Origin of the sequence: Streptomyces muensis, from assembly GCF_021474425.1 — a bacterium.
In the GTDB taxonomy this organism is placed as follows: Bacteria; Actinomycetota; Actinomycetes; order Streptomycetales; family Streptomycetaceae; genus Streptomyces; species Streptomyces muensis.
Window position 1 is genome coordinate 1 of record NZ_JAKEIP010000096.1, and the last position, 13,602, is coordinate 13,602.

Below are 13,602 nucleotides of genomic sequence, written 5' to 3' on the forward strand. Positions count from 1 at the left end.
GAACTGCGCGACCAGCCCCCACACACCCGCACCCGAAGAACGACCCCCGGGGTCGAAGGGGCGGAGCCCCTGGGGATGGGACGGGTAGGGGCGGCGAGGGCGAGGGGCTCACCGGTCCGGCAGCGGTGGTGCCGACTTGGCCGGCCGTTCCTCCAGCCCCGCCAACGCGAGCCGCACCGCCTCGTCCAGCTGGGTGTCCCGCCCGGCCACCCAGTCCTGCGGACGCTGCACCACCTCCACGTCCGGATCCACCCCGTGGTTCTCCACGTCCCAGCCGTAGCCCTCCAGCCAGATGGCGTACTTCGGCTGGGTGATCAGGGTGTCGTCGACCAGGCGGTAGCGGCTGTCGATGCCGATGACGCCGCCCCATGTGCGGGTACCGACGACCGGGCCTAGGCCCAGTGCCTTGATGGCCGCGTTGACGATGTCGCCGTCGGAGCCGGAGAACTCGTTCGCCACCGCGACCACGGGGCCGCGCGGCGCGTCGGCCGGGTAGCTGTAGGGGCGCATTCCGCGCGGGAGTTCCCAGCCGACGATGCGTCGGGCCAGCTTTTCCACGACCAGTTGGGAGGTGTGGCCGCCGCCGTTCTCGCGGACGTCCACGACGAGGCCCTCGCGGGCCACCTCGACCCGCAGGTCACGGTGGATCTGGGCCCAGCCGGGCGCCTGCATGTCGGGGACGTGGAGGTAGCCGAGCCGGCCGCCGGACCTCTCGTGGACGTACGCCCGCCGGTCGGCCACCCAGGCGTGGTAGCGCAGCGGCTGCTCGTCGGCGATCGGTACGACGACCGCGTGCCGTGCCTCGCCGCCGCCGGCCGGGGAGACCGTGAGTTCCACCGCCTTGCCGGCCGTGCCGACGAGCAGCGGTCCGGGGCCGGTGACGGGGTCCACCGGCACCCCGGCCACCGCCACGATCGCGTCCCCGGGCCGCACCGCGACCCCGGGTGCGGCGAGGGGTGCGCGGGCGTCGGGGTCGGAGGTCTCCGAGGGCAGGATGCGGTCGATGCGCCAACTGCCGTCCTCGTGCCGGGAGATGTCGGCGCCGAGCAGGCCCTGCCGGGCCCCGCCGCCGTATCCGCCGCGTCCCGCGACGTACGCGTGCGAGGTGCCGAGCTCGCCCTGGACCTCCCAGAGCAGGTCGATCAGGTCGTCGTGGGTGGCGAGCCGGTCGAGCAGCGGGCGGTAGCGGTCCAGTACGGCCGTCCAGTCGACGCCGCTCATGTCCGGCCGCCAGAAGTGGTCGCGCATGATGCGGCCGGTCTCGTCGAACATCTGCCGCCACTCCGCCGACGGGTCGACCGTCTGCCGTACGCGCGTCAGGTCCACGGTGATGTTCGAGTCGCTGTCGTCGTCGCCGGAGGCCCGCCGGTCGCTGGGGACGACCTTGAGCCGGCTGTCGGTCCACAGCAGGACACGCTTGCCGTCGCCGCTGACCTCGAAGTGGTCGGCGTCGTCGGCGAGATGCTCGATCCGCCGCTGGAGGAGGTCGTAGCGCTCCATCTCGGTCTTGGGCTCGGGGTCGTCGGGCGTGGCCCGGGTGGCGCCGAGCGCACCGCGCACGGGATGCCGCAGCCAGAGCACGCCGTCCTTGGCGGCCCGCAGGTTGGTGTAGCGGGCGGCCTCGACGGGGAACGGCACGATCCGGTCGGCGAGGCCTTCGAGGTCGATGCGGGTGGTCGGGGTGCCCTCGCTGTCGGGCGTCTCGTCCTTGTCCGGCGCGTCGAAGGGGCGGCCGTGCCGCTGCGGGCCGAAGGGGGACGGGGTGGTCGCGGCGAGGGTGATCAGGTGGGGGCGGGAGCCGACCACGAAGGCGAGGTCGAAGACGTGCTCGTCGTAGACGGGGTCGAAGGCCCGGGTCGACAGGAAGGCCAGGTGCTTGCCGTCCTGGGTGAAGGCAGGCGCGTAGTCCTGGAAGCGCAGCGGGGTCGCCTCGGAGACGGACAGGTCGGTGGTGTTGGCGAGCTTGAGCTGGGACAGCGGGCGCGGGCCGGGGTGCGACCAGGCGAGCCAGGCCGAGTCCGGCGAGAAGACGAGACCGGACACGTCGCCGTCGGCGCTGCGGTCGACCTCGCGGACCTCGCCGGACTCCCGTTCGACCAGCAGCAGGCGCCCGTCGTGCGCGGCGACCGCCGCCCGGCTCCCGTCGGGTGCCATGGCGAGCTCCAGGACCCGGCCCAGCTGTCCGGCGCCGAGCCGGCGCGGTGTGGCGCCCGGGGCGAGGCCGGTCGCCGGGGCGAACTCCAGGGCGTCGTCGCCCTCCGCGTCCGTCACCCACACCACCCACTCCTCGCCCTCCGCCCGGAAGGTGCGCGGCAGCCGGGCCCGTACGCCGGGTTCGGCGGCGAGCGCGCGGGCGGGTCCTGAGCGGTGGGTGACCCAGTGCACGGCGCCCCGGACGCAGACCGCGCTGCCGCGCGCGGTGTGGTCGGGCGCGGCCTCCCCGAAGGCGCGGGCGGCGTTCAGCGTGTACGTCTGCCGGTCGGTGCGCTGGCCGCCGAGCCGGATGTCGAGCCGGCGCGGCTCGGCCCCGTCGAGGTCGTCCAGGAGCCACAGTTCACCGGCGGAGGCGTACACGACGCGGGTGCCGTCGCCGGCGGCGTGCCGGGCGTAGAAGCCGTCGACGGGGGTGTGCCGTCGTAGGTCCGAGCCGTCGGCGAGGGACGAGTACAGCGCGCCCACGCCCTCGTGGTCGGAGAGGAAGGCGATCCGGTCACCGGCCCACACGGGGTACTCGATGTTTCCGTCCAGGTCCTCGTGCAGCCGTACGAAGTCGCCGTCGCCCGCGAGGTCGATCCACAGCTTCCCCGCCGTGCCGCCCCGGTAGCGCTTCCAGCGGGCGGCCTCCAGCCCCATCGGCGCGGACGCGAGGACGAGCTGCGGCCCGTGCACGACGTCGGCGACGGGGCCGTAGGGCAGGGTGGTGGCCGGGCCGCCGTCGAGCGGGACCGTGTGCGCCCAGGTGCGGCGGCTGCCCGCCTGGCCCCGGGTGCTGATGGCGAGGATCCGGCCGTCCGGGGTCCAGCCGCGGACCCGGGTCTGCCAACTGCCCCAGTGGGTGAGGCGCTTGGCGGGGCCGCCGTCGACGGGCGCGATGTGCACCTCGGGGGCGCCGTCGCGGCTGGAGGTCCAGGCGACGGTCGTGCCGTCGGGCGAGATGCGCGGCAGGGTGACCGGTACGTTGTCGGCGCTGACCCGCCAGGCCCGGCCGCCGTCGAGCGGGGCGAGCCACACGTCGTCCTCGGCCGTGAAGGCGACCAGGTCGCCGTGGAGATGCGGATACCGGAGATAGGACGACGATCCGGGCGTCGCGGGCTGAGTCACCCGATCACCTTAAGCAGGGGCGGCGTCCGGGGACAGACCTTTGGATCACTTGCCCAACTCCGGTCCGAAAGCGCTCACTTGCCTTCCGGCCAGCAGTTCGGGTGCTGCTTGCAGTAGACGGTCTTGGTGACGGTCACGGTGACGGTGGGCCCGGGCTGCTGTCCGCCGCCGGAGGGGTTGACCGGCGAGGGCGTGGCGTCGCAGTCGCCCAGCCCGTTGACGTGGAACCACTCCTTGCCGCCGATCTTGGCGACGAGGTCCCCGCGCACACAGGAGCCGCTGACGGCCCGGGTGATCCGGCCGGTGACGACGATGTCCTTGCCGTCGGAGGTCTCGCCCTCGCAGTCGACCTTGACGACGGTGTTCGCGCTGGCCGTCGCCCCACCGGACTTGCCGTCGCCGTCGCCGTCGTAGGAGCCGGTGCAGTTGAGCCACTGCACATCGGCCTTCTGCCGCTCCAGCTCCGCCGTCACGGTCTGGTCGGTGGTGAACGCCACGGTCGCGCTGTTGAGCCCACCGGGATCACAGGCGCTCATCCCGGCGACGGCGAGCACGGCCACTCCCACCGCACCCGCCACGCGCGGGCGCCGCCCGACACGACCCCAAACCCTGCTGAATGCCCCCATGAGAGGGCAGCCTGCCACTGTCCCGGCCGCCGCGGTAGAGCGCATACGGCCACTCCCCCACCGGATCAGGACCGCAGCAGCAGCCACTCCTGAAGCTCCACCAGGTTGCCCTCGGGGTCCTTGAGGTGGGCGACGCGCATACGGTCCGTCATGGGGGCGGGGCCGTGCAGGAGGGTCGCGCCGCGTGCGGTGATCCGGTCGCAGTAGGCGTCCAGGTCGTCGACGCGCAGCACCACCAAAGAGCGGTGGCCGGTGGCCGGGTCGCCGAGTTCGCCCAGGACCTCGGCCATCATCGCCCGGTCCTGGAGGGCGATACCGGCCGAGCCGGTGGCGGGGCTGAACTTCTCGTACGGCCCGTCCGTCGCGCCCGACTGCGGCTTGAGGCCGAGGACATCGGCGTAGAAGCGGTAGCAGGCCGGGAAGTCGCCGACCAGCAGTCGTACCTGGGCCAGTTCCACGGCGTACGTCCCTCCCGGGTCAGGACCAACGGCCGGTGCGGCCGAGGAGCAGTGCCGTCGCCGCGGTTCCGGCGGTGGAGGTCCGCAGGACGGTACGGCCCAGACGGTACGCCTTCGCCCCCGCCTCCTCGAAGAGGGCCAACTCCTCGGGGCTCACTCCGCCTTCGGGCCCCACGACGAGCACGATGTCGCCCTCGGCGGGCAGGTCGGCCGTGGCGAGCGGCTCGCTGCCGTAGTCGCGGTCCTCGTGCAGTACGGCGGCGAAGTCGGCCTCGGCGAGCAGCGCCGCGACCTGCTTGCTGGTGGCCGCCTCCGCGACCTCGGGGAAACGCACCCGGCGCGACTGCTTGCCCGCCTCGCGCGCGGTGGCCCGCCACTTGCCGAGGGCCTTCGCGCCCCGCTCGCCCTTCCACTGCGTGATGCACCGGGCGGCCGCCCACGGCACGATCGCGTCGACGCCGGTCTCGGTCATGGTCTCGACGGCCAGCTCACCACGGTCGCCCTTGGGCAGGGCCTGGACGACGGTGATACGGGGCTGCGGCGGCGCCTCCTCCTCGACGGCACCCAGCTCCACCACCAGCCGGTCCTTGCCCTCGGCGGCCTTGACGACGCCCTCGGCCCAGCGCCCGAGCCCGTCGGTGAGGACGACGTCCTCGCCGGCCCGCAGCCGCTTCACCGAGACGGCGTGCCGCCCCTCGGGACCGTCGAGCACGAACTCGCCACCAAGGAGGGGGACGCCATGCTCCAGCGACTCGACGACGAACACCGGTGCGGTCATCGGCCGGCACCGCCCTGCCGGAAGGCCGACAACGCTGTCGAGGCCGCGGCCAGTTCGGCGGCCAGGACCTCGACCAGCTGCCCGGCGGGCAGTTCCCGGGCCATGCGGTGCCCCTGCCCCGCCCATAGCGCCATCCCTTGCGGGTCGCCGGAGGCGGCGGCCTTCTTGCGCAGCGGCGAGGTGAGGTGGTGGATCTCGGGGTAGGCGGCGGGGGCGTAGGGGCCGTGCTCGCGCATGAAGCGGTTGACCAGGCCACGGGCCGGGCGGCCGGAGAAGGCGCGCGTCAACTCGGTCCGGACGAACAGCGGGTTGGTCAGCGCCTGCTTGTGCACGGCGTTCGCGCCGGACTCCTGGGTGGCGAGGAAGGCGGTGCCGAGCTGGGCGGCGCTCGCCCCGGCGGCGAGGGCGGCGGCGATCTGGCTGCCGCGCATGATGCCGCCGGCGGCGACGATGGGCAGGCTCACGGTCTCGCGGACCTGTGCGACGAGGGAGAGCAGCCCGATGCCGGCGCCGTCGGTCTCCGGGTTGTCGCGATGCGTCCCTTGATGTCCGCCGGCCTCGACGCCCTGCACGATCACGGCGTCGGCACCGGCCCGCTGCACGGCGAGGGCCTCGTCCGGGGTGGTGGCGGTGACCAGGGTGAAGGTCCCGGCGCGGCGCAGGGACTCCAGTACCTCGCCGCCGGGCACGCCGAAGTGGAAGGAGACGACCGGCACCGGGTTGTCGAGCAGCACCGCGAGCTTGGCGTCGTACCCGTCGTCCCGCCCGCTGTCCGGGTCGCCCAGCTCGGTCTCGTACCAGGCGGCCTCACCGGCGAGCTGATGGGCGTAGACATCGACGGCCGCCGCGTCCGCGTACTCGGGCTGCGGCATGAACAGATTGACCCCGAAAGGCCGCCCCGTCAGCCCCCTGAGCTGCTTGATCTCCTGGTACATCCCGTCGGCGGTCTTGTACCCGGCGGCAAGGAACCCCAGTCCACCGGCCTCGGCGACGGCAGCGGCGAGCTGCGGCACGGAGACGCCGCCTGCCATGGGGGCCTGCACGATCGGATGGGGGAAGAGATCGGTCAGCGCGGAGGACATGACGGCATGTTGTCACGTCCTCCGAACAAGTCCGAATCGACCCTTCCCCTTGGCATAGGCCAGCAATTTCCCAAGAGGATCAGCGCCCGTCGAACCCGGCCCCAGCACCCGTCGGACCCGAGCTCAGCGCCCGTTGAACGCGTCCTTCAGCCGCGAGAACAACCCCTGCTGCCCCGGCTGGAACTGCCCCTGCGGACGCTCCTCGCCCCGCAGCTTGGCCAGCTCGCGCAGCAACCGCTCCTGCTCGGGATCCAGCTTGGTCGGCGTCTGCACCTCGACGTGCACGATGAGGTCGCCGCGCCCGCCGCCGCGCAGATGCGTCACACCCCGCCCGTGCAGCGGAATCGACTGGCCGGACTGGGTGCCGGGCCGGATGTCGACCTCCTCCATGCCGTCCAGCGTCTCCAGCGGCACCTTCGTGCCGAGAGCCGCCGCCGTCATCGGGATCGTCACCGTGCAGTGCAGATCGTCGCCGCGCCGCTGGAACATCTGGTGCGGCAGCTCGTGGATCTCGACGTACAGGTCGCCGGCGGGACCACCGCCCGGGCCGACCTCGCCCTCACCGGCGAGCTGGATCCGCGTGCCGTTGTCGACACCGGCCGGGATCTTCACGGTCAGGGTCCGGCGGGACCGTACGCGCCCGTCGCCCGCGCACTCCGGGCACGGCGTCGGCACCACGGTGCCGAAGCCCTGGCACTGCGGACACGGCCGGGACGTCATGACCTGGCCCAGGAAGGACCGCGTCACCTGCGACACCTCACCGCGGCCGCGGCACATGTCACACGTCTGGGCGGAGGTGCCGGGAGCGGCCCCCTCACCGTTACAGGTGTTGCAGACGACGGCCGTGTCGACCTGGATGTCCTTCGTCGTGCCGAAGGCGGCCTCGTCGAGCTCGATCTCCAGCCGGATCATCGCGTCCTGGCCCCGGCGGGTACGCGAGCGCGGACCGCGCTGCGACGCCGTACCGAAGAACGCGTCCATGATGTCCGAGAAGTTCCCGAAGCCGCCCGCGCCGAAGCCACCGGCTCCGCCGCCGCCCGCCTGGGACAGCGGGTCGCCGCCGAGGTCGTAGACCTGCTTCTTCTGCGGGTCCGACAACACCTCGTAGGCGGCGTTGATCTCCTTGAACCGCTCCTGGGTCTTCGGATCCGGATTGACGTCCGGGTGCAGCTCGCGCGCGAGCCGCCGGAAGGCCTTCTTGATCTCTTCCTGCGACGCGTCGCGACGCACGCCGAGAACGGCGTAGTAGTCCGTGGCCACTTACGACTCCGCCAGGATCTGTCCGACGTACCGTGCCACTGCGCGTACCGCTCCCATCGTTCCCGGGTAATCCATGCGGGTCGGTCCGACCACGCCGAGCTTGGCGACTGCCTCGCCGCCCGAACCGTAGCCCACCGACACGACGGACGTGGAGTTGAGTCCCTCGTAGGCGTTCTCGTGCCCGATGCGCACGGTCATGCCCGAATCCCCGGCCTCGCCAAGGAGTTTGAGGAGCACGACCTGCTCCTCCAAGGCTTCCAGAACGGGCCGGATGGTGAGGGGGAAGTCATGTCCGAAGCGGGTGAGATTGGCGGTTCCGCCGATCATCAGCCGCTCCTCGTTCTCCTCGACGAGTGTCTCCAGCAGGGTGGAGAGCACGGCCGAGACGGTGCCGCGGTCCTCCATGTCGAAGGCCTCGGGGAGGTCCTCGACGAGGGTCGGCACATCGGTGAAGCGCCGCCCGGCGACCCGGCTGTTCAGCCGCGCCCGCAGATCCGCGAGCGACCCTTCGCCGAAGGGGGCCGGGCAGTCGACCATCCGCTGCTCGACCCGTCCGGTGTCCGTGATCAGTACGAGCATCACCCGCGCGGGCGCGAGGGACAGCAGCTCGACATGGCGGACGGTGGACCGGGTCAGCGACGGGTACTGCACGACGGCGACCTGCCGGGTGAGCTGCGCGAGCAGCCGCACGGTGCGCGCCACGACGTCGTCGAGGTCGACCGCGCCGTCGAGGAAGTTCTGGATGGCGCGCCGCTCCGGCGGGGTCATCGGTTTGACACCGGCGAGCTTGTCGACGAACAGCCGGTAGCCCTTGTCGGTGGGGATGCGCCCGGCACTGGTGTGCGGCTGGGCGATGAAACCCTCGTCCTCCAGGGCCGCCATGTCGTTACGGACGGTCGCCGGGGAGACACCGAGGTTGTGCCGCTCGGTCAGGGCCTTCGAGCCGACCGGCTCCTCGGTCCCGACGTAGTCCTGGACGATGGCACGCAACACCTGAAGCCTGCGTTCACTCAGCAATCGCGCACACCTCCAGAAGTCGTCCCCTCGGCGCCTCGCCTGGCACTCTGCGCTGGTGAGTGCCAACCGTCCCCGGCCAGTGTACGGCGGTGGGGTACGCCCCGGGCAAGGCCGGTCCAGCACCACCGTGCCCGACGGTGGTGTCGTTTAGCGTCGCGGTATGACGGTGACTTGGGAAGAGCTGGGGTGGGAACGGCTGGCGGCCGGGGTCGGACGGTGCCGGCTGCCGGGCTGGGACTGCACGGCGGGGCTGGTCGTCGGGGACGGCGGCGCGCTGCTCGTCGACGCCGGGTCGAGCCTCGGGGAGGGCGTGCGGTTGCGTACCCAGGCGCAGTGGCTCGCCGGTCACCGTGTGACTCATCTCGCGCTGACGCATCCGCACTTCGATCATGTCTTCGGGGCCGCGGCGTTCGCGGGGGCGGAGGTGTACGGCGCGGTGGGCGTGGACACGGTGTTCGCGCACGAGCGGGCGGAACTGCGCGCGGACGCCGTGCGCAACGGCCTCGACCAGGACGCGGCGGACGAGGCGATCGACGCCCTGGTCCACCCGCACCACCAGGTGAGCGGCGAGTGGACCCTCGACCTGGACGGCGGCCGTCAGGTCCTCCTGGCGAACGTGGGCCCGGCGCACACGGCCCACGATCTCGTCGTGCTCGTGCCGGCCGTCGCCTCTGGTGACCGGGAGGTGGTCTTCTGCGGCGACCTGGTGGAGGAGTCCGGCGAACCCCAGGCCGGCCCCGACGCCGTGCCGTCGCACTGGCCGGCGGCCCTGGACCGCCTCCTCGACCTGGGCGGTGAGGACGCACTGTACGTGCCCGGTCACGGAGCGGTGGTGGACGCGGAGTTCGTACGGCGCCAGCGCGACGCTCTGGCCACCCGCTTCGGCGTGTCGGGCTGAACGGCGGGACGCGCGGGCCGGGCTTCTCCTATCGTCATCCGAATGCGCCAGTACTCCGCCGACCTGACCCCGCCCTGGAAGAAGTCCGAGCCGGCCCCCGAGGTCCCGGCGGACCCGGGCCTGGTGGTGGAGGAGCCGGGCACCGGCTTCTGCGGCGCGGTGATCCGCTGCGAGGCGGGCACGGTGACGCTGGAGGACCGCTTCGGCAAGCACCGGGTGTTCCCGCTGGAGCCGCGCGGGTTCCTGCTGGAGGGCAAGGTGGTGACGCTCGTACGGCCCGCGGGGGCCGCGCCGGTACGCCCCACCCGTACGGCCTCCGGTTCGGTCGCCGTCCCCGGCGCCCGCGCACGGGTGGCCCGCGCCGGCCGTATCTATGTCGAGGGCCGGCACGACGCCGAGCTGGTCGAGAAGGTCTGGGGCGACGACCTGCGCGTCGAGGGCGTGGTCGTGGAGTACCTGGAGGGCGTGGACGACCTGCCGTCGATCGTCGCCGAGTTCGCCCCGGGGCCGGACGCCCGGCTGGGGGTCCTGGTCGACCACCTGGTACCCGGCACGAAGGAGTGGCGCATCGCCCAGTCGGTGACCAGCGAGCACGCGCTGGTGGTGGGGCACCCGTACATCGACATCTGGGAGGCGGTGAAGCCGTCGTCCCTGGGGATCGCCGGGTGGCCGCGGGTGCCGCACGGGCAGGACTGGAAGACGGGGGTGTGCCGGGCGCTGGGCTGGCCGTCGGAGAACACCGGGGCGGTGTGGCAGGCGATCCTGAAGCGGGTGGGGTCCTACAAGGACCTGGAGCCGGAGTTGCTGGGGCGGGTGGAGGAGCTGATCGACTTCGTCACCGCTCCGGCGTAGCCACGCGGGACCGCTCAGTCCACCAGGTCCCGCACGACCGCGTCCGCCAGCAGCCGCCCCCGCAGGGTCAGCACCGCACGCCCCTCGGCATACGGCCCCTCCTGAAGCAGCCCGTCCCCCAGCGCCCGCCGCGACGCCGCAAGCCCCTCCTCCCGCAGCAGCTCCAGCGGCACCCCGTCCCGAAGCCGCAGCTCCAGCAGGATCCGCTCCACCCTGCGGTCCTCCTCCGACAGCAGCTCCCGCCCGGCCCCCGGCGACCGCCCCGCGGCCAGCGCGGCCGCGTAGGCGCCCGGATGCTTCACGTTCCACCAGCGCACCCCGCCCACGTGCGAGTGGGCTCCGGGGCCCGCGCCCCACCAGTCGGCGCCCCGCCAGTACAGCTCGTTGTGGAGGCAGCGGGCAGCCTCGGAGGTCGCCCAGTTGGAGACCTCGTACCAGTCGAAACCGGCCGCGGCGAAGGTCTCCTCGGCGATCAGGTAGCGGTCCGCGTGGACGTCGTCGTCGGTCATGGGGACCTCGCCACGGCGAATACGGCGAGCGAGCTGGGTGCCCTCCTCGACGATCAGGGCGTACGCCGAGACGTGGTCGGGTCCGGCGCCGATCGCGGCCTCCAGGGAGGCCCGCCAGTCGTCGTCCGACTCGCCGGGGGTGCCGTAGATCAGGTCCAGGTTGACGTGCTCGAAGCCCGCCGCGCGGGCCTCGGCGACGCAGGCCTCGGGGCGGCCGGGGGTGTGGGTGCGGTCCAGGATCTTCAGTACGTGCTGCCTGGCGCTCTGCATTCCGAAGGAGATCCGGTTGAAGCCGCCCTCGCGGAGCGTGGCCAGGTAGGCCGGGTCGACCGACTCCGGGTTGGCCTCCGTGGTGATCTCCGCGTCCGGCGCCAGTCCGAACTCGTCGCGGATCGCCCCCAGCATCCGTACGAGATCAGCGGCGGCCAGCAGCGTGGGCGTACCGCCGCCGACGAAGACCGTGCGGACCTCGCGCGGGTCGTCGCCGAGGACCTTGCGGGCGAGGCGGACCTCGTCGACGAGGGTCTCGGCGTAGTTGTCGCGGGAGGCCAGCACCCCGCCCGTGCCGCGCAGCTCGGTCGCGGTGTAGGTGTTGAAGTCGCAGTAGCCGCAGCGGGTCGCGCAGTACGGGACGTGCAGATAGAAGCCGAGGGGGCGGTCGGCCGCGGCGGCGAGCGCGGACGCGGGGAGCGCGCCGTCGGCGGGGACGGGTTCGCCGTCGGGGAGTGCGGAGGGCATGTCCTCCATTCTCCCGTACCTCGCCGGTTACTCGGCCTGGAGCACCAGCAGCGCCAGATCGTCCTCCGGCGGACGGCCGCTGAACTCGTGCACCAGCCTGCGGATGCGTTCCGCGATCAGCTGGGCGTTCAGGCCCGCGCACCCGGCGAGGGCGGTCGCGAGGCCGTCGCCGTCGTCGAACTGACGGGAGCCGCTGCGCCGCTCCGTCACCCCGTCGGTGACGCACAGCAGGGTGTCGCCGGAGCGCAGCTCGAAGGTCTCGGAGGTGTACGTGGCGTCCTCGATGACCCCGAGGAGGGTCTGCGGGTGGGCGGCGGTGTGGACCTCGCCGCCCACGCCCAGCAGCAGGGGCAGCGGGTGCCCGGCGGAGGCGAGGGTGCAGCGGACGCCGCCGTCGAAGGGGGTGAGCTCGCCGTAGAGGAGGGACAGGAAGCGGGTCTGGGGGCCGTCGCCGGGGGCGACCGGGCCGACGAGGGCGCGGGCGGCGGCGTCGGCGGCCTCCGTGGCGTCGTCGAGGAGGAGCTGGTTGAGACGGTCGAGGACGTCGGCGACGCGGTAGCCCTCGCGGGCCAGCAGCCGCAGCCAGGGGCGGGCGATGCCGATCACCACGGCCGCCTCGGGGCCCTTGCCCTGGACGTCGCCGATGGCGAAGCACCAGCGGCCGTCACCGGCCGGGAAGAGGTCGTAGAAGTCGCCGCTCGGGCCGCCCTTGTCGCACGGCTCGTACACCAGGGCGCTGACCACCCCGGGGATCTCGGCGACCGCGCCGGGCAGCAGTCCGCGCTGCAGGACCCGGCTGATGGTGGCCTGCCGGGCGTACTGGCGGGCGGCGCCGATGGCGAGGGCGACCCGGCGGCTGAGGTCCTCGACAAGACCGGTGACCTCGTCGGGAAAGCGCACCAGGCCGGCCCGTCCGATGACCAGCGTGCCCAGCGGGCGGCCACCGGCGACCAGGCGGTAGGCGAGCGCCGTGCCGCGCACCCCGCGCGCCCCGAGCGCCTCGCCGGGCCAGGGGTAGGGGGCGGGTCCGGTGCGGTGGGTGTCGGGCGGCAGCGGCGGCTCCTTCTCCAGGGCGCGGCGCAGCTCCTCGATGAGGTTCTCGGAGCCGTGCCAGACGCGGGCCAGCCGGGGCCCGGTGCCCGCGGTGCCGTCGACCGCCCAGCCGCCCTCGGCCTCGCCCGACCGGGGGTATCCCCAGCGCCCGGCGACCTCGTCCTCCAGCCAGACCGCGCACCAGTCCGCCAGCCGCGGCACGATCAGCTGGCCGGCGAGCGCGGCGACCAGGTTCTCGTCGAGCTGCCCGGCGAGCAGGTCGGAGGCCTCGGCGAGGAAGGACAGGGCACCCCGGTTGAGCCAGTCCCGTTCGCGCTCGGCACGCTGCGGCTCGGGCGCGAGGATCTCCGCGACGCGCAGCCCGCGCTCCAGCGCGCGCTCCTCCGCGTACGCCTCGATGTCGTCCCTGGCGGCCATCGGGTCCTCGGCGGGCAGCCGCGCCCACACGGTCTTGGCGCCGGTGCGGTAGGTGACGCCCCAGGACTCGGCGAGCCGGGACACGAGGCGCAGGCCGCGGCCGTACTCCGGGGTCTCGTAGGGCGCCTCGATCTCGCCGTCGCGCGGGGCGCGCGAGGGATGGTGGTCCAGGACCTCGACGAGCAGGTCACCGGTCTCGTCCTCCAGCCGGCAGGCGAGCTCGACATCGGTACCGGCGTGCACGACGGCGTTGGTGACGAGTTCGCTGACGACCACGACGGCGTCGTCGACGAGCCGGTCGGTGAGGTGTTCGGTGCCGGGGAGGCCGGAGGCGGACCATTCGGTGAGGGCACCGCGCACGAGGGTGCGCGCGGAGCCCGGGGAGAGCGCGCTGCCGGGGAGGGTGGTGCGCGTTTCCGCGCCCGCGCCCCCGTGCACAGGCACACCAGAGGCACGGGTAACGGTCTCCCGTTGCGCCGGAATGGCCCCCATGGACAGCTCCCAGAACGGTTCGTACGAATACGCCTCAGTCGACGCCGACAGAGTGACAGACTGGCCACGCCCATAAGCACCGAGTTACCGAAGTGGGCCGC

At 73.1% G+C, this 13,602-nt stretch carries 11 protein-coding genes; 2 read left to right on the top strand and 9 right to left on the bottom strand.

Annotation, left to right across the window (positions count from 1 at the left end):
- Positions 1-108: 108 nt before the first annotated feature.
- The 7 genes from L0P92_RS22425 to hrcA all read right to left on the bottom strand — a co-directional run bounded on the left by L0P92_RS22425 (position 109) and on the right by hrcA (position 8,542).
- Positions 109-3,321 carry a S41 family peptidase gene (locus L0P92_RS22425; RefSeq protein WP_234764609.1) on the bottom strand — a complete coding sequence of 1,071 codons (3,213 nt, stop codon included), beginning with the start codon at positions 3,319-3,321 and terminating at the stop codon, positions 109-111.
- 74 nt (positions 3,322-3,395) lie between these two features.
- Positions 3,396-3,947 (bottom strand): hypothetical protein, encoded by a 552-nt coding sequence (locus L0P92_RS22430; RefSeq protein WP_372497301.1) that lies wholly within the window; start codon positions 3,945-3,947, stop codon positions 3,396-3,398.
- Positions 3,948-4,012: 65 nt separating this feature from the next.
- The gene (locus tag L0P92_RS22435; protein WP_234764610.1) at positions 4,013-4,405 is read right to left on the bottom strand and encodes a VOC family protein; all 393 of its coding nucleotides are present in this window, start codon (positions 4,403-4,405) and stop codon (positions 4,013-4,015) included.
- Positions 4,406-4,424: 19 nt separating this feature from the next.
- Positions 4,425-5,183: a 16S rRNA (uracil(1498)-N(3))-methyltransferase gene (locus tag L0P92_RS22440; protein ID WP_234764611.1), complete on the bottom strand. Its 759-nt coding sequence runs from the start codon at positions 5,181-5,183 to the stop codon at positions 4,425-4,427.
- Positions 5,180-6,265: a nitronate monooxygenase gene (locus tag L0P92_RS22445; protein WP_234764612.1), complete on the bottom strand. Its 1,086-nt coding sequence runs from the start codon at positions 6,263-6,265 to the stop codon at positions 5,180-5,182. Before L0P92_RS22445 ends, L0P92_RS22440 begins: the two co-directional genes overlap by 4 nt.
- Before the next feature lie 123 nt (positions 6,266-6,388).
- Positions 6,389-7,525 (bottom strand): molecular chaperone DnaJ, encoded by a 1,137-nt coding sequence (gene dnaJ / locus L0P92_RS22450; protein ID WP_234764613.1) that lies wholly within the window; start codon positions 7,523-7,525, stop codon positions 6,389-6,391.
- The gene (gene hrcA / locus L0P92_RS22455; protein ID WP_234764614.1) at positions 7,526-8,542 is read right to left on the bottom strand and encodes a heat-inducible transcriptional repressor HrcA; all 1,017 of its coding nucleotides are present in this window, start codon (positions 8,540-8,542) and stop codon (positions 7,526-7,528) included.
- A gap of 160 nt (positions 8,543-8,702) precedes the next feature.
- Between hrcA and L0P92_RS22460 the strand changes: the two genes are divergently transcribed.
- The gene (locus L0P92_RS22460) at positions 8,703-9,440 is read left to right on the top strand and encodes an MBL fold metallo-hydrolase (protein ID WP_234764615.1); all 738 of its coding nucleotides are present in this window, start codon (positions 8,703-8,705) and stop codon (positions 9,438-9,440) included.
- Positions 9,441-9,482: 42 nt separating this feature from the next.
- Positions 9,483-10,292, top strand: coding sequence for a DUF3097 domain-containing protein (locus L0P92_RS22465; RefSeq protein ID WP_234764616.1), 810 nt, complete (start codon positions 9,483-9,485; stop codon positions 10,290-10,292).
- A gap of 14 nt (positions 10,293-10,306) precedes the next feature.
- On the opposite strand, the gene hemW is transcribed toward L0P92_RS22465, so the two are convergent.
- Both hemW and L0P92_RS22475 read right to left on the bottom strand, forming a co-directional pair.
- Positions 10,307-11,539, bottom strand: coding sequence for a radical SAM family heme chaperone HemW (gene hemW / locus L0P92_RS22470; protein ID WP_234764617.1), 1,233 nt, complete (start codon positions 11,537-11,539; stop codon positions 10,307-10,309).
- Positions 11,540-11,566: 27 nt separating this feature from the next.
- Positions 11,567-13,501, bottom strand: coding sequence for a SpoIIE family protein phosphatase (locus L0P92_RS22475; protein WP_234764618.1), 1,935 nt, complete (start codon positions 13,499-13,501; stop codon positions 11,567-11,569).
- Between the last annotated feature and the right edge of the window lie 101 nt (positions 13,502-13,602).